Raw genomic sequence first — 21,539 nt, forward strand, 5'->3', positions numbered from 1 at the left:
CGACGCTGCGCCGTCAGTACTTCTTTTTCTTGCGCTTGGCCGGCTGCCCGCGCGGTGGCGGCGGCGGCAACTCGTCGTGCGCCGGTGCGCCTTCCTCGACCAGCCGGAAGTCGATCTTGCGCTCCTCCATGCTCGCCTTCAGCACCAGGATGCGCACACGGTCGCCCAGGCGGAACTCGCGCCCGCGGCGCTCGCCGGTCAGGGTCTTGCGGGTGGCGTCGAACTGGTAATAGTCCTGCGGCAACTGGGTCACGTGGATCAGGCCGTTGACCTTGGACTGGTCCAGCTCGACGAACAGGCCGAAGCTGGTCACGCCACTGACCACGCCGTCGAACTGCCCGCCGACGTGCTTCTCCATCCACGCGGCGCGGTAGCGCTCGTCGACTTCGCGCTCGGCCTCGTCGGCGCGGCGCTCGCGCTCGGAGCACTGCAGCGCCAGCGCCGCCATCTCGCGCGGCGCATACAGGTACTTGTCGGGCGCGCCGCGGGTCAGGGCGTACTTGATCGCGCGGTGCACCAGCAGATCCGGATAGCGGCGGATCGGCGAGGTGAAGTGCGCGTAGGCCTCCAGTGCCAGGCCGAAGTGGCCGGCGTTGTCGGGCGAGTACACCGCCATGCTCTGGCTGCGCAGCAGCACCGATTCCAGCAACGCCGCATCGGGGCGCTCGCGCACCTTCTTCAGCAGCTTGGTGTAGTCGCCCGGCACCACCTTGCTCCACGCCGGCAGGCTCAGCTTGAACTCCTTGAGGAACTCCAGCAGGTCGGCGTACTTGGATTCCGGCGGCCGCTCGTGCACGCGGAACGGCGCCGGAATGTGCGTCTCCAGCAGGTAGCGCGCCGCGGCCACGTTGGCGGCGATCATGCACTCCTCGATCAGCTTGTGCGCGTCGTTGCGCACCAGCATGCCGGCCTGGGTCACCTCGCCGGTGTTGTCCAGCACGAAGCGCACTTCCGAGGACTCGAACTCGATCGCGCCGCGGCGCGCGCGCGCCTTGGCCAGCACGTGGTAGAGCTGGTGCAGGCGCTCCAACTGCGGCAGCACCGCGGCCACGTCCTTGCGCACCTGCTCGTCCTTCTCGCCCACCGCCTGCCACACCTGCTCATAGGTGAGCCGCGCATGCGAGTTCATCACCGCCTCGTAGAAGCGCGCGCCGGCCACCTCGCCCTGGCGGTCGATCTGCATGTCGCAGACGAAGCACATGCGGTCGACCTTGGGGTTGAGCGAGCAGATGCCGTTGGACAGCGTTTCCGGCAGCATCGGCACCACGAAACCGGGGAAGTACACCGAGGTCGCGCGCTTGACCGCCTCGGTATCCAGCGGCGTGCCCGGACGCACGTAGTGCGACACGTCGGCGATCGCCACCACCAGGCGGAACCCCTCGGCATTGGACTCGCAGAACACCGCGTCGTCGAAGTCCTTGGCGTCGGCGCCGTCGATGGTCACCAGCGGCGTCTGCCGCAGGTCCACGCGGCCCTTGATCGCCGCCGGCTCCACCGTCAGCGGCACCGCCGCGGCTTCGTCCAGCACCGCCTGCGGGAATTCGTAGGGCAGTTCGTGGCCGTGGATCGCCGCTTCCACCAGCAGCGACGGGGTCAGCTTGTCGCCGAGCACGGCGATGATCTTGCCGATCGGCGGGCGCCGCGCGTCCGGCGCGGAGGTGAGCTCGCACACCACCAGTTGCCCGTCGCGGGCCTCGCCGACGGCGTCGGCGGGGATCTGCACGTTGCGCTGGATGCGCTTGTCGTCGGGCACCACGAAGGCGATGCCGGCTTCCATGCTGAAGCGGCCGATCATCCGGGTCAGGCCGCGCTCGAGCACGCGCGCGATGCTGCCTTCGCGGCGGCCGCGGCGGTCGATGCCGGTGACGTTGGCCAGCGCGCGGTCGCCGTGCAGCACCTTGCGCATCTCGTACGGCGGCAGGAACAGGTCGTCGCCGCCCTCGTCCGGGCGCAGGAAGCCGAAGCCGTCCGGATTGGCGATCACCACGCCGGGGATCAGGTTGGTCTGCTGCAGCGGCGCGTAGCCGCCGCGGCGGTTCTGCACCAGTTGCGCCTCGCGCAGCATCGCACCCAGGCGCTTGCTCAACGCTTCCTTGCGGGTCGGCTCGGTCAGGCCGAGCTGTTCGGCCAGTTCGTCCAGGGTCTGCGGGCCATCGCAACGCTCGAGCAACTGCAGGATCGCCTCACGGCTGGCGATCGGCTGCGCATAGCGCTCGGCCTCGCGCGCGGCATACGGGTCTTGGATCGGCGCCGGCGCGTCGGCGGGCGCCGTGGAAGGAGGCGGCGACGGCGGGTGCAGGGGCTGCAGCGGCGGCTTGGGGCCGCGGCGCAGGAAACTGGGCATCCAGGCGGGCAGACGCGATTTCTTCGGCGTCTCGGCGGCGGGGGGGCGCTTGCTGGTGGGCGCGTCGCTGGACGCGGACTTGCCGGGCTTGCCGGGCTTGCTTTTGCGAGTTGTCATCCGGGCATGGTACTCCCATGCAGGTGGCCGCCACCGGAACCGGGCCGTGCCAGCGCTGCGAACGCGCGCCCCAGAAACGACGAAGCCCGCGTCAGCGGGCCGGTCGGTGCGAGAGTTCAGCGCTCTCGCGATGTTGCCTGTGGTGCCCAGGAGAGGACTCGAACCTCCACGGTTTTACCCGCTAGTACCTGAAACTAGTGCGTCTACCAATTCCGCCACCTGGGCGCTGAAGGCCGCGAATTCTGCGGTGCCCGCGCGACCTTGTCAACGCCTATTTTGCGTGCGGCCGCGATCGCCTGCGTCGATGACAGGTTGCGACCACGGCACCCAGCGGTGCCCCACGTGCACCGGCCGCCGCGCAGCTGCGCACGCGCGCACGCTTCGACGGCGCGCGGAGTCGTTGGAAAACCGCAGGCGCGATGCCGATTCCGACACCGCGCTGTCACAAGCGGACCTGCTTCGAAGATGCGCCGTGACGGCCGCGGAAGTTCGCGATTTTGTCGGTTGACCCAACTCGGCGCCCCGTTAGTTTGCATCCGGCAACCGTCGCCCTCCCCCACGCTCCGGAGCATCCACCATGCACAGCCTGTCCGCTTCCCTGCTCGCCGCTGCCCTGTTCGCCAGCGCCACCAGCGCCTCCGCCGCCACGGCTGGCGCCGACGACGCCACCCTCGGCTCGCTCACCGAGATCCAACGCGCCCTGGACAGCGGCGCCTCGGTCGCCGTGGCGATCGACCTGAGCCAGTGCACGCCCACCTCCGGCGGCGCCACGCCCAGCCAGACCCGCGGCGGCCTGCGCATCGGCGCCTACCGCGTCACCGCCGACGGCACCCTGTCCTTCGCCGACGAGCACGTGACCGTCGGCCGCGACGGCAAGCCGATCCAGCAGTTCCTGCGCTACCAGGTGCATCCGGACAACACGGTGGACTTCACCATGTTCGTGTTCGCCCTGCCCAGCTACCAGCAGACCGGCAGCACCCTCGGCTATCGCTGTGCGATCAACCAGGGTCTGCGCTTCAACGTCGGCTACTGAGGGCACGACCGATGCGCACGCGACAGCGGTGCAACGCCGCTGTCGTAAAACGCTTGACAGCACACACCGCGGCGCGCAGAATTCTCGTTCTGAGTTGCCCAGGTGGCGGAATTGGTAGACGCACTAGTTTCAGGTACTAGCGGGTAAAACCGTGGAGGTTCGAGTCCTCTCCTGGGCACCACGACCGACAGGTCGAGAAAAATCTCAAAACCCGCTTCGGCGGGTTTTTTGTTGGCTGCGTGCAGGCCGCGGCGCTCAGCGCTACGGCGGACGCAACGGACCGATGTCCACGCGCACGCCCTTCACCCACACCGCCACCTTGTAGGCACGGTAGCCTGGGTTGTGGCGCTCGGCCGCACGCGCGGCCAGGTAGGCATTGGCGGCATGCACCAGCACCTGCAAGGACGGCTCCAGTTGCGCGACGCGCCGGAGTCTCACTTCGTAGGTGGCCATGCGCCCTCCCCCACGCACCGGCAGGCGCCGCGTCGTGCCGCTGTCGGCCAGCGCCTGGCGGCGGCGCACCGCGGCGCCGACACCCTCGTGTCAACAACCTCCATGTCCTGCATGCGCACCCTCGCGCGTCCGTGCATTCCGCACCGCCCGAGTATTGAATTTCCGAACAATTGGAGTCAAGCGTGGCTGTACGACAAGCCGGCGGATGCTCCATATCTTGGTAGGCCCGCCGTCCCCCAAGGCCCACCGCGATGAATAGCTTCGGCGACCGGTTGCGCGAAGCCAGAAAAGCCGCCGGGCTGACCCAGGAACAGCTGGGCTTCGCGCTGGACGTGACCAAGTCGTCGGTGTCGGCCTGGGAGAACGACCGCGAAACGCCGAGCTTCCGCCTGCTGCCAACCCTGCGCAATGTGCTGAACCGCTCGCTCGACGAACTGGTGTGCGGCGTGGGTCCGGGCAAGCGCGTGCAGGACCTGCCTTCCGACTATCCGCTGCTGGCACAGGACGCCCAGGAGCGCGCGCTGTTGGCGCGCTATCGCAACGCGCCGCCGGGCCACCGCGACGCCGTGCTGGAACTGCTCAAGCCCAGCAACGGCTGAGGCCGCGCCGGTAGCGAACGACGAACGTCCATCGTAGGAGCGGCTTCAGCCGCGACGAGGGATTGTCGGTAGCGCTCGGTCGCGGCTGAAGCCGCTCCTACGAGGACCATGAAAGGACCATGGCGTGTGCTGCCGAGCCCGGAGCCGCGGCAAAGCGCATCGCTGGACGCCGCGGTTCAGCCGCCGACGCCGATCTCGCGCAAGGCCTCGCCCCAGATCGCGTAGCCAGCTTCGCTGGGATGGGTGCCGTCGGGCATCAGCGCCGCCGGCAGCGTGCCGTCCGGCTGCAGGAAGCGCGCGCCGATGTCGAGCCAGCGGACCTGCGGGTCGTGGCCGAAGCGCGCGGCCAGCAGGCGGTTGGTTTCCAGGATCGGCGCGCGCTGCGGCGCATCGGCGGCGAAGCCGCGCGGGAAGATGCCCATCAGCACGATCCGGCTGCGCGGCAGGCGCCGCCGGATCTCGGCGACCACCGCCGCCACGCCATCGGCGGTCTCCTGCGGCGTGTTGGTGCGCGCATGCTCGGTGCCGGCAAGATTGTTGGTGCCGAGGTTGATCACCACCCAGCGTGGCGCCAGGCCATCGACCTCGCCCTGGCGCAGCCGCCACAGCACGTTCTGCGTGCGGTCCCAGCCGAAGCCCAGGTTCAGCACGCGCGTGGCGCCGAAGGTGCGCTGCCAGGCCTGCGCGCCGTTCACCCGGATCGCCTGCGGCGACCCCGCCCAGAAGTGGGTGATCGAATCGCCGAGCAGCACCACCTGCGGCTGCAATTGCCGCGCGGCGTCCAGCGCGGCATGGTGGCGACCGTACCAGTCGTAGGAATCCTGCTCCAGCCAGGGCACCGCGATGCGCGCGGTATCGACCTCGGTCATCGCGTCCAGCGGCACCCGCGGCGCTTCCTCGAGCAGCCGCGCCAGGGTCGGCTCGATCGCCTCGGCCATGCGCCGCTGCCCACGCGTGTCCGGGTGCAGCGCGCCGCTGCCGGGTTTCTCCCGCGGATCGTAGAACAGGCTTTGCTCCAGCGTGCCGTCGGGGCGCTGAAACACCGTACCGATGTCCAGGTAGGCCACGCGCGGATTGTCGCCGTAGCGCACCGCCAGCGCACGGTTGACCTCGGCGTCGCGCGCGCGCTTCTGCGCCGACAGCGCGCTGGGCAGCAGGCCCAGCAACAGGATGCGCGTGCGCGGCAGGCGCTGCTCCAGCGTGGCCACCACCGCATCGATGCCGCGCACCGTATCCGCCGCGCTCTGCCCTTCGTGGCCGGTGTTGTTGGTGCCGATCAACAGGATCGCGACCTTGGGCCGCAGGCCGTCGACTTCGCCATGCTGCAGCCGCCACAGCACGTGTTCGGTGGCGTCGCCGCTGAAACCGAGATTGAGTGCGCCGCGGCTGCCGTAGAAGGTCTGCCAGGTCGACTGGAAGTCCTGGTCCGGCGCCTGCGCCTTCTCGTAGTTCTGGGTGATCGAATCGCCGATCAACAGCAGCGGCGCCTCCGGCTGCGCGCGCACCTGCGCCAGCACCTGCTGATGGCGCTCGGCCCACCAGGCTTCGTACAGGCGATCGGCCGGGGTCACCGGAACAGATGAGGACGCAGGCGGCGGCGCGGCCTGGACGTCGCCTGGATGCGCACCGAGGCACAGCAGTGCGAGGACGGTCGCACGCGGGAGCGATGCGGCGAAGCGGGCGCCGAGGGCGCGGAGAAAGCGCTGCATGTGCGGGGCTGCCGAAGCCTGCGAAGAGCCGCATTCTGGTGCGCGGGCCGCGGCAGCGGCAAGTGCCGTGCCGGAGCGCGGCGCCGGGCACGCGTGCCGTGCCGGCAGCGATGCACGGCATGCCGGACAGCACGCCATCGTGCAATGGAACGCACGCGACGCTATCCCATCACCGGCGCGGACTGTCTACAGTCCGCGCCGTGCGAACACCGGCCTCAGTGACCGCCGGCAGCCGCCGCGCCACCGCCGCCGCCGAACGGCGGCTTGGCCAGCCACAGGAAGAAGATGATCCCGAGGAAGGTCCAGCCCAGCAGGTAGAAGATGTCGTTGAAGCCCATCTGCGAGGCCTGGTGGTTGATGGTGTTGTTGAGGAAGGCCGCGCCGTTCTGCAGGCTACCGTTGCCCATCATCTGCACCTGTTCCTGCATGCCCGGCGTGTAGGTGGAGATGTGCTCGGTCAGGTGCGCATGGTGCAGCTGCGTGCGCTTGGCCCACAGGTAGGTGGTCAGCGAGGCGGCGAAGCTGCCGCCCAGCGTGCGCAGGAACGTGGCCAGGCCGGAACCGGCGGCGATCTCGCGCCCGTCCAGGTCAGAGAGCAGGATCTGCAGCACCGGCATGAAGAACAGCGCCACGCCCACGCCCATCAGCAACTGCACCCCGGCCACGTGCGGGAAATCCACCTGCAGGTTGAAGTCCGAGCGCATGAAGCTGGTGGCGGCCATGAAGATGAAGGCGATGCTGGCCAGCAGCCGCAGGTCGAAGCGCGAGGCGTACTTGCCGACGAACGGGGTCATGATCACCGGCAGGATGCCGATCGGCGCGGTAGCCAGGCCGGCCCAGATCGCGGTGTAGCCCATGTCGCGCTGCAGCCACTGCGGGATCAGCAGCGACACGCTGAAGAACGCGGCATACGCGACGATCAGCGCCATGGTGCCGGCGCGGAAGTTGCGATGGCGGAACAGGCGCAGGTCGACGATCGGATCCTTGTCGGTCAGTTCCCAGATCAGGAACACCGCCAGCGCCACCGCCGAGATCGCGGCCAGCACGATGATCTTGGTCGAATTGAACCAGTCCTCGTCGTTGCCCAGATCCAGCACCACCTGCAGGCAGCCGACGCCGATGATCAGGGTAATCAGGCCGACGTAGTCCATGCGCGGGCGCTCGGTCGGCTCGGGACGGTCCCGCAGCTGCGAGCCGACCACGGTCGCGGCGATGATGCCCAGCGGCACGTTGATCAGGAAGATCCATTCCCAACTGTAGTTGTCGGTGATCCAGCCGCCGAGGATCGGCCCGGCGATGGGCGCGACCACGGTGATCATCGCCAGCAAGGCCAGCGCCTGGCCGCGTTTCTCGCGCGGATAGATCGACACCAGCAGACTCTGGGTGATCGGGTACATCGGGCCGCAGACGAAGCCCTGCAGCGCGCGCGACACCACCAGCATGCCCATGCTCTGGGCCAGGCCGCACAGCAGCGAGGCCGCGGTGAAGGCCAGCGTGGCCCACACGAACAGCTTGGTCTCGCCGAAGCGGCGGCTGAGGAAGCCGGTCAGCGGCAGCGCGATGGCGTTGCTGACCGCGAACGAGGTGATGACCCAGGTGGCCTGCTGCGAACTGGCGCCGAGGTTGCCGGCGATGGTGGGCAGCGAGACGTTGGCGATGGTGGTGTCGAGCACCTGCATGAACGAGGCCAGCGCCAGGCCCACCGTGCACAACGCCACACTGGCCGGGCGGAACCCGGCGGCCGGTGCGCCCGGAACCCCGGGCGCGGCGGGAGCGGCAGCTTGGTTGGACATGACCGGGCTCAGTTCGCCTTGGCGGCGTCGGGCAGGTTGGCGTGGATGATCTGCTTCACTGCCGCATCGGCCTGCTGCAGTTGCTGCGCATAGACATCGGTATCCAGCAGCGTGCCGCTGGCCGGCTTGCTCGGCAGCACCGAGCCGTTCTGGTCATGCAGGTTGACGTCGACCTTCATCGACAGGCCGATGCGCAGCGGGTGCTGCTCCAGCTGCTTGGCGTCGATGGCGATGCGCACCGGCACGCGCTGCACGATCTTGATCCAGTTGCCGCTGGCGTTCTGCGCCGGCAGCAGCGAGAACGCGCTGCCGGTGCCGATGCCCAGGCTCTGCACGGTGCCGCGGTAGGTCACCGCGCCGCCGTACAGATCCGACTCCAGTTCCACCGGCTGGCCCAGGCGCATGTGCTTGAGCTGGGTTTCCTTGAAGTTGGCGTCCACCCACACCTGATTCAGCGGCACCACCGCCATCAGCGCGGTGCCGGGCTGCACGCGCTGGCCGACCTGCACCGAGCGCCGCGCCACGTAGCCGGCCACCGGCGCGACGATGGCGCTGCGGGCGTTGTTGAGGAAGGCCTGGCGCACCTGCGCGGCGGCCGCCTGCACGTCGGGCTGGTCGGCCACGCCGTTCTCGTCGATCAAGGCGCGGTTGCGCGCCAGGGTCTCGCGCGAGCCACTGACCGCGGCCTCGGCGGCGGCCAGCTGGTCGCGGGCATGCGCCAGCTCTTCGGCGGAGATCGCACCGGTGGCGACCAGGCTGGCGCGGCGGGCGACGTCGGCGCGGGCGCGCTGCAGGGTCACCTGCTGCGCGGACAGTTCGGCCTGGGCCCCCTCGACCGAGCGGTACAGACCGCGCACCTGGCGCACGGTGCGCGCCAGATTGGCCTCGGCCTGCTGCAGCGCGACCTCGGTGTCGGCCGGGTCGAGCTTGACCAGCGGCTGGCCGCGCTCCACGCGCATGCCGTCGTCGGCGTCGATGCGCACCACGGTGCCGGCCACCATCGGGGTGATCTGCACCAGGTTGCCCTGCACGTAGGCGTCGTCGGTGTCCTCGTGCCAGCGGCCGACCAGGAAGTACCAGATCGCCAGCGCGATCAGCACCAGCACCACTACCACGGCCAGGCCGCGCAGCAGCTTGCCGCGCCGGCTGGCGGCGGGAGCGGGGGAAGCGGGGGTCGTTGTCTGATTCATTGCAGCGATCTCAGGAATGCGAAGGTGCGGAAGAAGAGCTCGGCGCGTCGGCGGCGGAGGTGGCGTCGTAGCCGCCGCCCAGCGCCTGATTCAGGCGCACCGAGACCAGGATCTGATTGGATTGCAGGGCCGCCAGGCGCTGCTGCGCGTCCAGCAACTGCTGCTGCGCGCTGAGCACGTCCAGGTAGTTGCCGATGCCGGCGCGGTAGCGCTGCTGCGACAGGTCGAAGGCCGCCTGCGCGGTCTCCAGCGCCTGCGCCTGTTGCTGCGCCTGCTCGGCCAGCGAACGCGCCGCGTTGACCTGGTCGGCCACTTCGCGCAGCGCCGCCACCAGGGTCTGGTTGTAGTTGGCCACCGCCAGGTCGTACTGCGCGTCGCGCTCGGCCAGCTGGCTGCGCAGCCGCCCGCTGTCGAACAGCGGCAGGCTCACGCCCGGGCTGAGCAGGCCCAGCACCGACGAGCTCTTGAACAGGTCGCCCGGGTTGGTCGCGGCGACGCCGCCCAGCAGGGTCAGGTTGATGCTGGGGTAGAACTGCGCCTTGGCCGCATGGATGCCCTGCGAGGCGGCTTCCACCCGCCAGCGCGCGGCGACCACGTCGGGCCGGCGGCCGAGCAGGTCGCTGGGCAGCACCGACGGCACCCGCGCAGCCTGCGGATCGAGCAGGCGCGGCCGCGCGATCTGCAGCCCGCGGTCCGGGCCGCGGCCGAGCAGCGCCGCCAGCGCGGTGCGCGCCTCGTCGATCTGCTGTTGCGCGGCGGCTTGCTGCTGGCGTGCCGCCGGCACCCGCGCCTCGGCCTGGCGCAGTTGCAGGTTGCTGTCGATGCCGGCATCGCGGCGCTGCCGCACCAGCTTCAGGCTATTCTCCGAACGCGCCAGTTCGGCGCCGGCCAGGTCGTACAGATGCCACGCATAGCCCAGTTGCGCGTAGGCGCGGGCGACGCCGGCCGACAGGTCCAGGCGCGCGGCCTGCGCGTCGACCTCGGCCGCATGCGCCTGGTCCACCGCCGCTTCCCAGGACGCGCGCTTGCCGCCCCACAGGTCGAAGCCGTAGCTGAAGTTCAGCAGCGCCTGTTCGTTGTGGATGTACTTGCCGCCGATCTCGTCGCCGGCCAAGCCCTTGGGCAGCTGCAGGCCGGTGTAGCCGGCCGACAGCGACAGCTTGGGGTCGCGGTCGGCATCGGCGGCACCGGCCTGGGCCTGCGCCAGGCGCAGCCGCGCATCGGCGGCCTCCAGGCTGGGCGTGCCCTGCAGGGCCTCGGCGATCAGCGCGTCGAGCTGCGGGTCGCCCAGCGCCTTCCACCAGTCCTGCTGCGGCCAGGGCGCCGGCGCCAGGGCGTCGGCGGCCAGGGTCTTGCCGATGTGCAGCTGGCGGTCGGCATCGAGCCGGCGCCCCTGCGGTTCCAGGCCACGGCTGCTGGCACAGGCCGCCAGCGCCAGGGTGAGGGCCGCGATCGCGAACGGACGCAGGCGGGAAAGCGAAGGAGACAGGGTCATGTGAGCGGATTCAGGGCGAATTGAGGGAGTCGCGGACGCGGGCCAACAGCGAAAACAGGTGCTCGCGCTCCTCGGCGGACAGATCGCGCAACGCATCGGCGATGGCGTCTTCGCCGCGCTGCTTGAGTTGCTGCCACAGCGCGCGGCCGTCGTCGGTGAGCACGATCTGCAGCGCGCGGCGGTCCTGCGCATGCGCTTCGCGGCGTACCCACCCCAGGTCTTCCAGCTTGTCCAGCAGGCGGGTCACCGCGCTGGGGTTCTGGTCAAGCGCCTGGGCCAGTTCGTTGGCGGTGCACGGCGACATGTAGGCCAAGGCCTTCATGCCGAGGTAGTGGCTGAAGCACAGGTCGAGTTCCAGCCCGGCCATGGCCTCGTCCAGGCGCCGCATCAGGCCGTCACGCACCTGGCGCAGCAGCAGGCCGAACGAGGGCGGACCGGACAGGGAGGGAGCGCAGTTCATGGGCGCCAATTATTTTCATTTAGAAATATATGTCAAGAAAATATCCCCGCGGAAAGTAGATGCTGCGTTGCAGCGAAAGAACACTGGCAGCGGTGCGCACTCTAGCGGCGGCGAGGCGTGGCCCGGTATTACAATCTGGACAATGGATATCGAAATCGCGCCAATCGGGTCCGCCCCTCCCTCCCCCGCCGTCGCATCCGGCAGCGCCCTGGACCCGCGCGCCCTCGACTGGTTCGAGCGCGCCGACGGCCCGCCCGCGCTGGCCTTCATGGCGCACTCGCCGGTGTCGCTGCGGCGCGAGGTGGACTGGCACCGCCACGTGCGCGGCCAGCTGATCTATGTCGAGGAGGGCGTGCTGAGCACCTCCACCGCGCATGGCCAGTGGTCGCTGCCGCCGGGCTGCGCCGGCTGGATGCCGCCGCAGGAACTGCACACCGTGCAGGTGTCCGGGCGGGTGCGCAGCTACCTGGCGCTGCTCCGCCCCGACGTCTGCGCCGACCTGCCGCCGCGGACCTGCGTGATCGGCATGAACGGCCTGTTCCGGGAGGTGCTGCGGCGGATGACCCAATGGGGCGTGCCTACGGCGCTGGACGCCGATCAACAGCGCCTGTGCGCGGTGCTGCTGGACGAGGTGCGCAACGCGCCGATCGAGCACCTGCACCTGCCGATGCCGCGCGACCGGCGCCTGCTGCGCATCGCCGCCCAGTTGCTGGAAACCCCTGCCGACGACCGCTCACTGGCGCAGTGGGCGCACTGGGCCGGGCTATCGCCGCGCAGCCTGAGCCGGCACTTCCGCGACGAGACCGGCTTCGGCTTCGCCGGCTGGCGCCAGCAGGCGCGGCTGGCCGAGGCGCTGCGCCGGCTCAGCGACGGCGCCAGCGTCGCCGACACCGCCTTTCGCCTGGGCTACAGCAGCCCCAGCGCCTTCGTCACCGCCTTCCGCGGCCGCTTCGGCCATCCTCCGGCCCGCTACCTGGCCAGCGCCGGCGGCACGCGCGGCTTGGCATCGCCGGCCGCATCCGGATAATCGACCGGCTGACCTGCGGCGCCTGGCGCCGCGTTCCCCTATAGGTATTCCCTGCGCATGACCGATCTCGCCCGCCCCGCCTTCCATGGCTTCGAACAGCTGCCGCTGCGCGAATACGCCGAACGCGCCTACCTCGACTACTCCATGTACGTGGTGCTGGACCGCGCCCTGCCGTTCCTCGGCGACGGGCTCAAGCCGGTGCAGCGGCGCATCATCTATGCGATGAGCGAGCTGGGCCTGAACGCGGCGGCCAAGCCGAAGAAGTCCGCGCGCACCGTCGGCGACGTGATCGGCAAGTACCACCCGCACGGCGACAGCGCCTGCTACGAAGCGCTGGTGCTGATGGCGCAGCCGTTCTCCTACCGCTACCCGCTGATCGAGGGCCAGGGCAACTTCGGCTCCACCGACGACCCGAAGTCGTTCGCGGCGATGCGCTACACCGAGTCCAAGCTGACCCCGATCGCCGAAGTGCTGCTGGGCGAACTGGGCCAGGGCACGGTGGACTGGTCGCCGAACTTCGACGGCACCCTGGACGAGCCGACCTGGATGCCGGCGCGGCTGCCGCACCTGCTGCTCAACGGCACTACCGGCATCGCCGTGGGCATGGCCACCGACGTGCCGCCGCACAACCTCAACGAGATCGTCAGCGCGCTGATCCGCCTGCTCGACGACCCCGATGCCAGCGTCGCCGACCTGTGCGAGCACGTGCGCGGCCCGGACTACCCGAGCACCGCCGAGATCATCACCCCGGCCGCCGACCTGCGCACCCTCTACGAAACCGGACACGGTAGCGTGCGCGCCCGCGCCACCTACCAGAAGGAAAACGCCAACATCGTGGTCACGGCGCTGCCTTACCAGGTGTCGCCGTCCAAGGTGATCGAGCAGATCGCGCAGCAGATGCGCGCCAAGAAGCTGCCGTGGCTGGAAGACATCCGCGACGAGTCCGACCACGCCAACCCGGTGCGGGTGGTGCTGGTGCCGCGCTCCAACCGGGTCGATGCCGAGCAGCTGATGGGCCACCTGTTCGCCACCACCGACCTGGAGCGCAGCTACCGGGTCAACCTCAACGTGATCGGCCTGGACGGCCGCCCGCAGGTCAAGAACCTCAAGACCCTGCTGGAGGAATGGCTGCGCTTCCGCAGCGACACCGTGGTGCGCCGCCTCAACCATCGCCTGGACAAGGTCGAGCGCCGCCTGCACCTGTTGGAAGGCCTGCTGACCGCGTTCCTCAACCTGGATGAAGTGATCCGCATCATCCGCACCGAGGACGAGCCGAAGCCGGCGCTGATCGCGCGCTTCGCGCTCAGCGAGGAACAGGCCGACTACATCCTGGAAACGCGCCTGCGCCAACTGGCGCGGCTGGAGGAGATGAAGATCCGCGGCGAGCAGGATGCGCTGGCCAAGGAACGCGAGCAGCTGCAGGCGGTGCTGGCCAGCAAGACCAAGCTGAAGAAGCTGATCAAGGACGAGCTGATGGCCGATGCCAAGAAGTTCGGCGATGCGCGGCGGTCGCCGCTGGTCCAGCGCGACGCGGCCCAGGCCATCGACGAGACCGAACTGGTGCCGAGCGAGCCGATGACCGTGGTGATGTCGGAGAAGGGCTGGATCCGCGCGGCCAAGGGCCACGACGTGGATCCGGCGGCACTGTCCTACCGCGACGGCGACAGCCTGCTGGCGGCGGTGCGCGCGCGCAGCACGCAGCAGGTGGCGTTCCTGGATTCGGAAGGCCGCGCCTACTCGACCCTGGTGCATACCCTGCCCTCGGCACGTGGCAACGGCGAGCCGCTGACCGGGCGCTTCTCGCCCGCCGCCGGCGCCGCCTTCCAGGCCCTGGCCAGCGGCGACAACGACGCGCGCCTGGTGCTGGCGTCCTCGCACGGCTACGGCTTCGTCACCCGTTTCGAGAACCTGACCAGCCGCAACAAGGCCGGCAAGGCCATGCTCAACCTGACCCCGAACGCCAAGGTGCTGCCGCCGGCCCCGGTGAGCGGCGCCGGCACCGACCGCATCGTCGCGGTCACCAGCGCCGGCCACCTGCTGGCCTTCCCGGTCGCCGACCTGCCCGAGCTGGACAAGGGCAAGGGCAACAAGATCATCGACATCCCCAAGGCCAAGCTCAGCACCGAACGGGTGGTGGCGATCGCCGCGGTGGCACCGGGCAACACGCTGCTGGTGAAGAGCGGCCAGCGCACCATGTCGCTGTCGTTCAAGGACCTGGACGCCTACCTCGGCGCCCGCGCCAGCCGCGGCGGGCTGCTGCCGCGCGGCTGGCAGAAGGTCGACGATCTGGCGGTGGAATAAGCCAGCTTCGCTGGACGAGCGTCCAGCGCCGGCATCGCAGTCATCCCAACGAAGGACCGCAACCATGCACGAGAACGTGATCAACGCCGGCAACGACGCTTCCTTGACGGCCAGGGTGGAGAGGCTGGAGCAACAACTCCAGGCCAAGGACCAACGCCTGCGCCGTGCCGTGACGGTCAACCGGGTGCTGCTGTTCGGCGTCGCCGCCCTGGTGGTCGCCAGCGCCGGCGCCATCACCAGCGTCGGCGAACAACTGAGCCAGTTCATGGAGTTCTCCAGCACGCCGGTGTCCTCGCCGGCGCTGGACACCTCGGTGCGCTGGGGCCGGCGCGATGCGTCCAATGTCGGCCCGGGCTACACCAACGAGATCCTGTCGCTGATCTCCGAGTCCGACCAGCAGAACTCCTTCAGTTGGCCGCTGTACATCCAGCTCAACGCGACCAAACATCCCAACGCGACCCAGGACAGTTCGCAGAGCGTAGGCGCCACGGTCCGCGCGTTCCAGCGCAGCACCGGTTCGCCGTGGCTGGCGGGTTTCCACAGCGAACTGTTCCACGGCTACGACGGGATCGCGGGGCAAAACGTCGCAACGCACGGCACCAGCATCCTGTTCAACGGCGAACTGACCTCCTACACCAACGGCGGTTCGACCATCGGCCTCAACCTGCTCAACACCCCGGGTTCCAGCACCGCCGGCACGCACGCCATCCAGATCCAGCCGGGCACGCGCGGCTGGCAGAACGGCATCCACTTCGACAGCGGCGCGCTCGGCAACATCGGCATCAACTTCGACCAGTCCAACTACAACATGGGCATCGACCTCGGCGACAACAGCCTCAGAATGAATGCCAATCAACGCATCATTCTCGAGAAGTACGGCAGCGTGTATCTGCGCTACAACAGTACGAGCGACAAGGTGGAAGTGGTCAAGAAGGGCAGCGTCGTCGCTTCCTGGTGAGGCCTTGAGCGGATCGCCAACTGTCCGCTTCGGCCAGTAGGCCCGTTTTATCGTAGGAGCGGCTTCAGCCGAGACGGCGCAGCGTGTCGCGGCTGAAGCCGCTCCTACGTCAAGCAGCCCCCGAATCGTCGCCGTTGTGCTCGAGCGCTCGACGGGTACGCGACGCCCTACCCGCATTTGCTCGCTGCCTCGCGATCGGAGGCGTAGATCAGGTCGGCCACGAGGCCGCGAACCGGTTGCAGTTGACGTGGATCGGCGTCGGGGACGACCTCGCTGAGCAAGCGCTCCTGCCGCTGATGATCTGCATGCCAATCCCCGGCGCCCGCGCAAGCCGTGACGGCCCGAGAAGACGGGACGACCGGATGCGCGCCGCTTCTCCCGCTTCGTTTCACTGATTCACACCGATGTCGGCGGCGCGTCCGTCCGCGCCGCCTGCACCGCACCCTGCGTGGTCGCCAGTGCGCGAATGCCTGCGGCCACGGCGGCGTCGACGGGGGTGTAGACGATCATGCCCAGATCCGGCCTGCCGTCGACGGCGAAGGCCGAGTACTCGAGCGCGATCTCGCCGAGCACCGGATGCTTGAGACGCTTCTCGCCGTCGCCCTCGCCGTGGCTCAGCACCTCGTGGTCGTGCCACAAGGCCTCGAACTCGGCGCTGAGCGCGCACAACTCGGTCACCAGGTCTCCCGCTTCCGAGGCGAGTCCTGCACGCACCACGTCGGCACGAAACGCGCCCACCACGAAGCGTGCCACCCTGTCCCAATCGTGCTGCTTGGCACGCGTGGCGGGATGACAGAACAGGAAACGCAGGATGTTGCGCTCGCCGACGGGCAGTTGGCCGTAATCGGTCAGCACCACGGCGGCCGCGCGATTCCAGGCCACCACGTCCCAGGTCGGCGTCTTGACGATGGCCGGACTCGTTTCCAGCGCATCGAGCACGCGCTGCAGCCGCGGGTTGACGCCCGCCACCGCGCGATAGCGCACTTCCGGCCGTCGCCCCAGTGCGACCATGAACAGATGTTCGCGTTCGGCGTCGGTCAGCAGCAGCGCGCCGGCGATCCGCTCCAGCACCTGCGCCGAGGGCGCGCCGCCGCGCCCCTGTTCCAGCCAGGTGTACCAGGTCGGGCTGATGTTGGCGCGCTGCGCGACTTCCTCGCGGCGCAGTCCCGGCGTGCGCCGACGGCCGGAGAAGCCGAAGCTGCTGGGGTCGAGCCGGGTCCGCCGGCTGCGCAGAAACTCGCCCAGGGAACGGGCCGGATCGGACGTCATGGCGAGCCTGTTAGTCGCTTTACTACGATGAGGTCACTACTTTAACGGGATAAGCGGATGCCGGAGAGTCGCTCGCACTCACCCAAGGGAGTTCACGATGCGTATCTTTCTGACGGGCGCGACCGGTTTCATCGGCTCGGCCCTGGTTCCCGAACTGCTCCAGGCCGGCCATCGCGTACTCGGCATGACCCGATCGGAGGCTGGCGCGCAGGCGCTGCGCGCGGCCGGCGCCGAGGTCCACCACGGCACGATCGAGGATCCGGACAGCCTGGGTCGTGGTGCCGCGCAGGCCGATGCGGTGATCCATGCGGCGTTCGACCATGATTTCAGCAACTTCGCCGCCAATTGCGAGAAGGACAGGCGCGCGATCGCGGCCCTGGGCGCGGCGCTGCAGGGCTCCGATCGCCCGCTGCTGATCACCTCGGGCACGGGCGTGGGCAGCGGCGAACACGGCGAGCCGGCCAGCGAGGACGTCTTCAACGCCGCGCATCCGAATCCGCGCATCGCCTCCGAGCAGGCCGGCAATGCGTTGCGCGAGGCCGGCGTCAATGTCTCGGTGATGCGGCTGCCACAGGTGCACACCCCGTTGCGGCAAGGACTGGTCACCCCGCTGGTGGCGATCGCGCGCGACAAGGGCGTGGTCGCCTATGTCGGCGACGGCAGCAACCGCTGGCCGGCCGGGCATCTGTCCGACACGGTGAGGCTGTATCGTCTTGCGATCGAGAAGGCGCAGCCCGGCGCGCGCTATCACGCAGTCGGCGAGGAAGGCGTGCGCACCCGCGAGATCGCCGAGGCGCTCGGACGCGGCCTGACGCTGCCGGTGGTATCGATTGCGCCAGGCGAGGCGGCCGCGCATTTCGGCTGGATGGCGATGTTCGTGCAACTCGACATGCCGGCCTCGAGCGCACTGACCCAGGCCAGGCTCGGCTGGACGCCGACCGGCCCGACGCTGATCGCGGACCTGGACGAAGGCAGGTTCGCCGCCGCGCCCTGATCCCGCCGGGGCGGCACCTGCAGCGCCTTGCGGGCGTCGCGCCGTGTCTGCGGACGCCTCGCTTGCAGTTGGCCTCAAGCCGCCGTTTGGTGACGCGCGGTTCGCGCTGGCATCGGCCGCTGCGCCTTGCGATTGCGTTGCGTGGGCCACGCAGGTGCCGCACATCCGGAACCGACGCCGCAGCCCCGCCTCACCCAGCCGCGGCCCCGTCGCGCAGTTGCTCGATATGGCTGGCGATCATCGCCGCCACGGTATCGGCCACCGCGCGGGCGCTCAGGCGGGTGTCGAACAGCAGTTCCACGGTCGCGTAGATCAGATCGACCACGATGCGGCTGACCAGCCGCAACTGGCGCGGATCGGCATCGGGGAAGGCCTCGCTGAGGAAGCGCACCTGGCCCTTGGTCACCTGCGCGTGCGAATCCAGGCGCACCTGCTGCAGCGCGGGCACCGCGCGCAGCGCGCGCAGCACCCACACCCCGCCCTCGGTCGCCTTGGTGACGCGGTAGGTATCCAGCACCAGCCCGGCCAGCGCACGCTGCAGTTCCTCGCGTGTGCCGCTCATCGCCTGTTGGGTGATCCACTTGGGAATGAGCTGGTTCTGCCGCTCCATCAGCCGCCGGCCCAGTTCCGACAGCAGCGCGTACTTGTTGGGGAAATAGCGGTACAGCGCCGGCGGCGTCAGCCCCGCACGCGCGCACACCAGGTTGGTGGACAGCCGCTCCACGCCGACATCGCCGAGCAGTTGCGCGGTGACCGAGAGGATCTGTTCGTAGGTCTCGGTGGCGCGATGCTGGGCCGGCACCTTGTTCCCGGTCAGGCGCGGGCGGTGCGGTGCGGGGGAACGCGGTGTGTCGGCGGGCATGGGATCTCGATGGTGGTGAAGCGGCAGACGCCACGCTGGCGGCGCTGCGTCGATCTGGCGGCATGCATCGCCACGGCAATGCATGCGCGGACGGCGCCGCAGCATCGCTGCACGCGCCGGCATCGCATCTTACCGCGCCCGCCCCTGGCACACCGGCTGCGCTGCTCAGCGCCGCGCCAGCCAAGCGCTGAGGCCGGCCGCCAGGCGCTGCTGCAAGGACGTGTAGGGAGGAAAGAACGCTTTGACGATCGGCAGGCGGCCGCCCTGCAGCAGCGCGCGCTCGTGCGAGAAGGCGCGGAAGCCGTGCACGCCGTGGCCGCTGCCGAAGCCCGAGGCGCCCACCCCGCCGAACGGCAGGCCGCTGTGCACGAACTGCTGCAGGCAGTGGTTGACCACCGCGCTGCCGGAACTGGTGCGCGCCAGCACCCGCGCGATGCCGGCGCGGTCGCGGCTCCACAGATACAGCGCCAGCGGCTTGGGCGCAGCGTCGAGCCGGTCGAGCACCTCGTCGAGGTGCGCGAACTCCACCACCGGCAGCACCGGACCGAAGATCTCTTCCTGCGCGATCCGCGCCTGCGCCGGCACCTGCGCCAGCAGCGTCGGCGCCACGTAGCGCCGTGCCGCGTCGTGCTCGCCACCGGCCAGCAGCTGCGCGCCGCCGGCGCGCGCCTCGTCGATCAGGTCGGCCACGCGCGCGGCATGCGCCGGGTGGATCATGCGCGCCAGGTGCGGGCTGGCGGCGACCGCCTGCGCATCGGTACCGTAGCGCTGCGCCAGCAGCGCGCGGCAGTGGTCGAGCAGGCGCGCGCCGACATCGCGATGCACGAACAAGGTATCCGGTGCGATGCAGGTCTGTCCGGCGTTGACCAGCTTGGCCCAGACGATCACCTCGGCGGCGCGGCGCAGGTCGGCGCTACGGTCGACGATCACCGGCGACTTGCCGCCCAGCTCCAGCGTCACCGGGGTCAACTGCCGCGCCGCCGCGGCCATCACCTGCCGGCCCACCGACGCCGAGCCGGTGAAGAACACATGGTCGAACGGACACGCCAGCAAGGCCTGCGCGGTCGCCGCACCGCCCTGCACCAGCGCCACTTCCTCCGGCGCGAACGCCTCCTCCAGCACTGCCTGCAGCACCGCGTTGACCTGCGGCGTGAATTCGGACGGCTTGATCAGCGCGGTGTTGCCGGCGGCCAGCGCCGACACCAGCGGCCCCAGCACGGTGGCCACCGGATAGTTCCAGGGCCCGATGATCAGGCAGCGGCCCTTGGGCTGGTAGGCGATGCGCGCGCGCGTGCCCAGGGCCAGCAGGGTCGGCGCGACCTTGCGCGGCCGCATCCAGCGCGGCAGCTGCGCGATGGCGGTGGCGATCTCGTCGACCACCGGCAGCAGCTCGGTCAATTCCACTTCCAGCGCAGGCTTGGCGAAATCGGCGGCGAAGGCGGCGATCAAGGCCTGCCGCCGCGCCAGCAACGCATCGCGCAGCGCCCGCAGATGCGCGCGCCGCGCGTTCGCCGACGAGCCGCGCCAAGCCAGCGCGGTGGCCTGCTGCGCGGCGAACAGCGCCGCGATCGTCTCCGGCGCGGTGTCCTGCACGGGCTCAGGCGACATCACCGTTCTCCTGCCTGCCGGACGTCGACAGCCACATTGCGCAGGGCAGCGCCCTGCCCCGCGCCACGCGTGCCCGACGGGCATGCGTCGCGGCCGCGATCACCGCGCATGCGAACCGGCCTGCACGGCGACCGGACCGCGTTGCCGCCGGCCGATCCACAGCGCCAGCAGCGCCGCCGCCAGCGCGAAGCCCAGGCCGACCAGCGGCACCGGCGCCGGATCGTCGGCGTGCAGCAACAGCGAGGCCAGCAACGGCCCGCAGGCCGAGCCGATCAATTGCGCGGCCGGTACCAGCACCGCCACCCGCCCCTGCGCATCGGCGCGCAGCGCCAGGCCGACATGGAACGGCATCAGGAACATCCAGGCGAAGCCGAAGGCCACGCACACCGCCGCGAACCCGAGTGCCGGATTGCCGGGAACCCGATACATGGACGCGGCCACCAGGCACAGCACCAGGCTGCCCAGGGTCAGGGTCGCCGTCACCGACAGCCGCCGCACCCAGTAGATCGCCGCCAGTCCGCCGGCGATCTGCATGCCCAGCACCCACGAGGTCTGCAGTTGCGCCGCATGCGCGTCCAGCCCCGCACGCAGCGCCAGCGGTTCCAGGTAGGCCCACAGCGCGCCGATCGCCGACATCTGCAGGAACGCCACCAGCAGCGGCGCCAGCGTCGCCGGCGACCAGCGCAGCCTGGCGGTGGCGGTCGTCGCGCACGGCGCAATGGCTGCGGACGCCAGGGACGCTGGCGCGGTCAGTGCCGCCGCCAGCGGCAGCACCAGCAGGCAGGTCGCGGCCATGGCGACGAAGCCGCCCTTCCAGCCGGCCGCCGGCAACACCCACAGCGCCAGCGCCGCCGCCAGCGCGATCTGCGCCAAGGCCTGCAGCACCATGAACACCGCGGTGGTCCGGTCCGGCGTCGCCGCACGCACGATGCTGACCGTGGCGACCCAGACCAGCAGGCCCTCGGCCAGGCCGGCGGCCGCGCGCAGCGCGACGAAGGCCGCGTCACCCTGCGCCTGCACCGTGGCCAGATTCAGCAGCGCCGCCAATAGCGCCGCCACGATCGCGGTGGCGCGCTGCCAGGACACCGGCAGCAGCGCATCGCCCAGCGCCACGCCGATGCCCAGCGCGATGATCTCGCCCATCGCCACCACGCCCACCCCGGGCAGCGTGATCAGGCGCTGCTCGACCAGCGCGCCGAGCACGATCGGCTGCACGCCGAGGATCAGCAGGGCGATGGCGCCGATCGACAAGGCCGCGGCGAGCGGACGCGCCGCCTGCGCAGCCGATGGCGGGATGGACGATGCGGAGGGCTTGTCGGTCATCGCA

General features: G+C 70.0%; 17 protein-coding genes and 2 tRNA genes. 7 read left to right on the forward strand and 12 right to left on the reverse strand.

The window, feature by feature from the left end:
- Positions 1-13: 13 nt before the first annotated feature.
- The gene (gene rnr, locus Q7W82_RS16075) at positions 14-2,461 is read right to left on the reverse strand and encodes a ribonuclease R (RefSeq protein ID WP_242159319.1); all 2,448 of its coding nucleotides are present in this window, start codon (positions 2,459-2,461) and stop codon (positions 14-16) included.
- A 140-nt stretch (positions 2,462-2,601) separates the two neighbouring features.
- Positions 2,602-2,686, reverse strand: a tRNA-Leu gene (locus Q7W82_RS16080).
- Positions 2,687-3,038: 352 nt separating this feature from the next.
- Between Q7W82_RS16080 and Q7W82_RS16085 the strand changes: the two genes are divergently transcribed.
- The gene (locus Q7W82_RS16085; protein WP_242159320.1) at positions 3,039-3,494 is read left to right on the forward strand and encodes a VirK family protein; all 456 of its coding nucleotides are present in this window, start codon (positions 3,039-3,041) and stop codon (positions 3,492-3,494) included.
- Between the two features lie 96 nt (positions 3,495-3,590).
- Positions 3,591-3,675: transfer RNA gene (locus Q7W82_RS16090), tRNA-Leu, on the forward strand.
- A gap of 80 nt (positions 3,676-3,755) precedes the next feature.
- On the opposite strand, the gene Q7W82_RS16095 is transcribed toward Q7W82_RS16090, so the two are convergent.
- On the reverse strand, positions 3,756-3,947 hold the full coding sequence (locus tag Q7W82_RS16095) for a hypothetical protein (protein ID WP_242159321.1): 192 nt from the start codon (positions 3,945-3,947) through the stop codon (positions 3,756-3,758).
- Positions 3,948-4,198: 251 nt separating this feature from the next.
- On the opposite strand from Q7W82_RS16095, the gene Q7W82_RS16100 reads away from it, so the two are divergent.
- Positions 4,199-4,546 carry a helix-turn-helix transcriptional regulator gene (locus Q7W82_RS16100; RefSeq protein WP_019798064.1) on the forward strand — a complete coding sequence of 116 codons (348 nt, stop codon included), beginning with the start codon at positions 4,199-4,201 and terminating at the stop codon, positions 4,544-4,546.
- Between the two features lie 176 nt (positions 4,547-4,722).
- On the opposite strand, the gene Q7W82_RS16105 is transcribed toward Q7W82_RS16100, so the two are convergent.
- The 5 genes from Q7W82_RS16105 to Q7W82_RS16125 all read right to left on the reverse strand — a co-directional run bounded on the left by Q7W82_RS16105 (position 4,723) and on the right by Q7W82_RS16125 (position 11,193).
- The gene (locus Q7W82_RS16105; protein ID WP_242159322.1) at positions 4,723-6,255 is read right to left on the reverse strand and encodes a GDSL-type esterase/lipase family protein; all 1,533 of its coding nucleotides are present in this window, start codon (positions 6,253-6,255) and stop codon (positions 4,723-4,725) included.
- Positions 6,256-6,470: 215 nt separating this feature from the next.
- Positions 6,471-8,048 carry a DHA2 family efflux MFS transporter permease subunit gene (locus Q7W82_RS16110; RefSeq protein ID WP_242159323.1) on the reverse strand — a complete coding sequence of 526 codons (1,578 nt, stop codon included), beginning with the start codon at positions 8,046-8,048 and terminating at the stop codon, positions 6,471-6,473.
- An 8-nt stretch (positions 8,049-8,056) separates the two neighbouring features.
- A complete protein-coding gene (locus tag Q7W82_RS16115; protein WP_242159324.1) occupies positions 8,057-9,238 on the reverse strand; it encodes an efflux RND transporter periplasmic adaptor subunit in 1,182 nt (393 codons plus the stop codon).
- A gap of 10 nt (positions 9,239-9,248) precedes the next feature.
- Positions 9,249-10,733: an efflux transporter outer membrane subunit gene (locus Q7W82_RS16120; protein ID WP_242159325.1), complete on the reverse strand. Its 1,485-nt coding sequence runs from the start codon at positions 10,731-10,733 to the stop codon at positions 9,249-9,251.
- A 10-nt stretch (positions 10,734-10,743) separates the two neighbouring features.
- A complete protein-coding gene (locus tag Q7W82_RS16125) occupies positions 10,744-11,193 on the reverse strand; it encodes a MarR family transcriptional regulator (protein ID WP_242159326.1) in 450 nt (149 codons plus the stop codon).
- A 142-nt stretch (positions 11,194-11,335) separates the two neighbouring features.
- On the opposite strand from Q7W82_RS16125, the gene Q7W82_RS16130 reads away from it, so the two are divergent.
- The 3 genes from Q7W82_RS16130 to Q7W82_RS16140 all read left to right on the forward strand — a co-directional run bounded on the left by Q7W82_RS16130 (position 11,336) and on the right by Q7W82_RS16140 (position 15,479).
- The gene (locus Q7W82_RS16130; protein WP_242159327.1) at positions 11,336-12,220 is read left to right on the forward strand and encodes a helix-turn-helix transcriptional regulator; all 885 of its coding nucleotides are present in this window, start codon (positions 11,336-11,338) and stop codon (positions 12,218-12,220) included.
- A 57-nt stretch (positions 12,221-12,277) separates the two neighbouring features.
- A complete protein-coding gene (parC, locus tag Q7W82_RS16135) occupies positions 12,278-14,521 on the forward strand; it encodes a DNA topoisomerase IV subunit A (RefSeq protein WP_160945825.1) in 2,244 nt (747 codons plus the stop codon).
- A 64-nt stretch (positions 14,522-14,585) separates the two neighbouring features.
- Complete coding sequence (locus tag Q7W82_RS16140) at positions 14,586-15,479, forward strand: hypothetical protein (RefSeq protein ID WP_242159328.1); 894 nt, start codon at positions 14,586-14,588, stop codon at positions 15,477-15,479.
- Positions 15,480-15,875: 396 nt separating this feature from the next.
- Here Q7W82_RS16140 and Q7W82_RS16145 read toward each other — a convergent pair whose 3' ends face one another.
- On the reverse strand, positions 15,876-16,748 hold the full coding sequence (locus Q7W82_RS16145) for a helix-turn-helix transcriptional regulator (RefSeq protein WP_242159329.1): 873 nt from the start codon (positions 16,746-16,748) through the stop codon (positions 15,876-15,878).
- Positions 16,749-16,845: 97 nt separating this feature from the next.
- Between Q7W82_RS16145 and Q7W82_RS16150 the strand changes: the two genes are divergently transcribed.
- Positions 16,846-17,742 (forward strand): SDR family oxidoreductase, encoded by an 897-nt coding sequence (locus Q7W82_RS16150; protein ID WP_242159330.1) that lies wholly within the window; start codon positions 16,846-16,848, stop codon positions 17,740-17,742.
- Between the two features lie 190 nt (positions 17,743-17,932).
- On the opposite strand, the gene Q7W82_RS16155 is transcribed toward Q7W82_RS16150, so the two are convergent.
- From Q7W82_RS16155 to Q7W82_RS16165, 3 genes are all read right to left on the reverse strand, one after another.
- Positions 17,933-18,604 carry a TetR/AcrR family transcriptional regulator gene (locus tag Q7W82_RS16155; RefSeq protein ID WP_242159331.1) on the reverse strand — a complete coding sequence of 224 codons (672 nt, stop codon included), beginning with the start codon at positions 18,602-18,604 and terminating at the stop codon, positions 17,933-17,935.
- 165 nt (positions 18,605-18,769) lie between these two features.
- Entirely contained in the window at positions 18,770-20,212 is a 1,443-nt protein-coding gene (locus Q7W82_RS16160) for an aldehyde dehydrogenase family protein (protein ID WP_242159332.1), read from the reverse strand.
- A gap of 99 nt (positions 20,213-20,311) precedes the next feature.
- Complete coding sequence (locus Q7W82_RS16165; protein WP_242159488.1) at positions 20,312-21,463, reverse strand: MFS transporter; 1,152 nt, start codon at positions 21,461-21,463, stop codon at positions 20,312-20,314.
- Positions 21,464-21,539: the final 76 nt, after the last annotated feature.

The organism is Xanthomonas indica (assembly GCF_040529045.1).
GTDB lineage: Bacteria > Pseudomonadota > Gammaproteobacteria > Xanthomonadales > Xanthomonadaceae > Xanthomonas_A > Xanthomonas_A indica.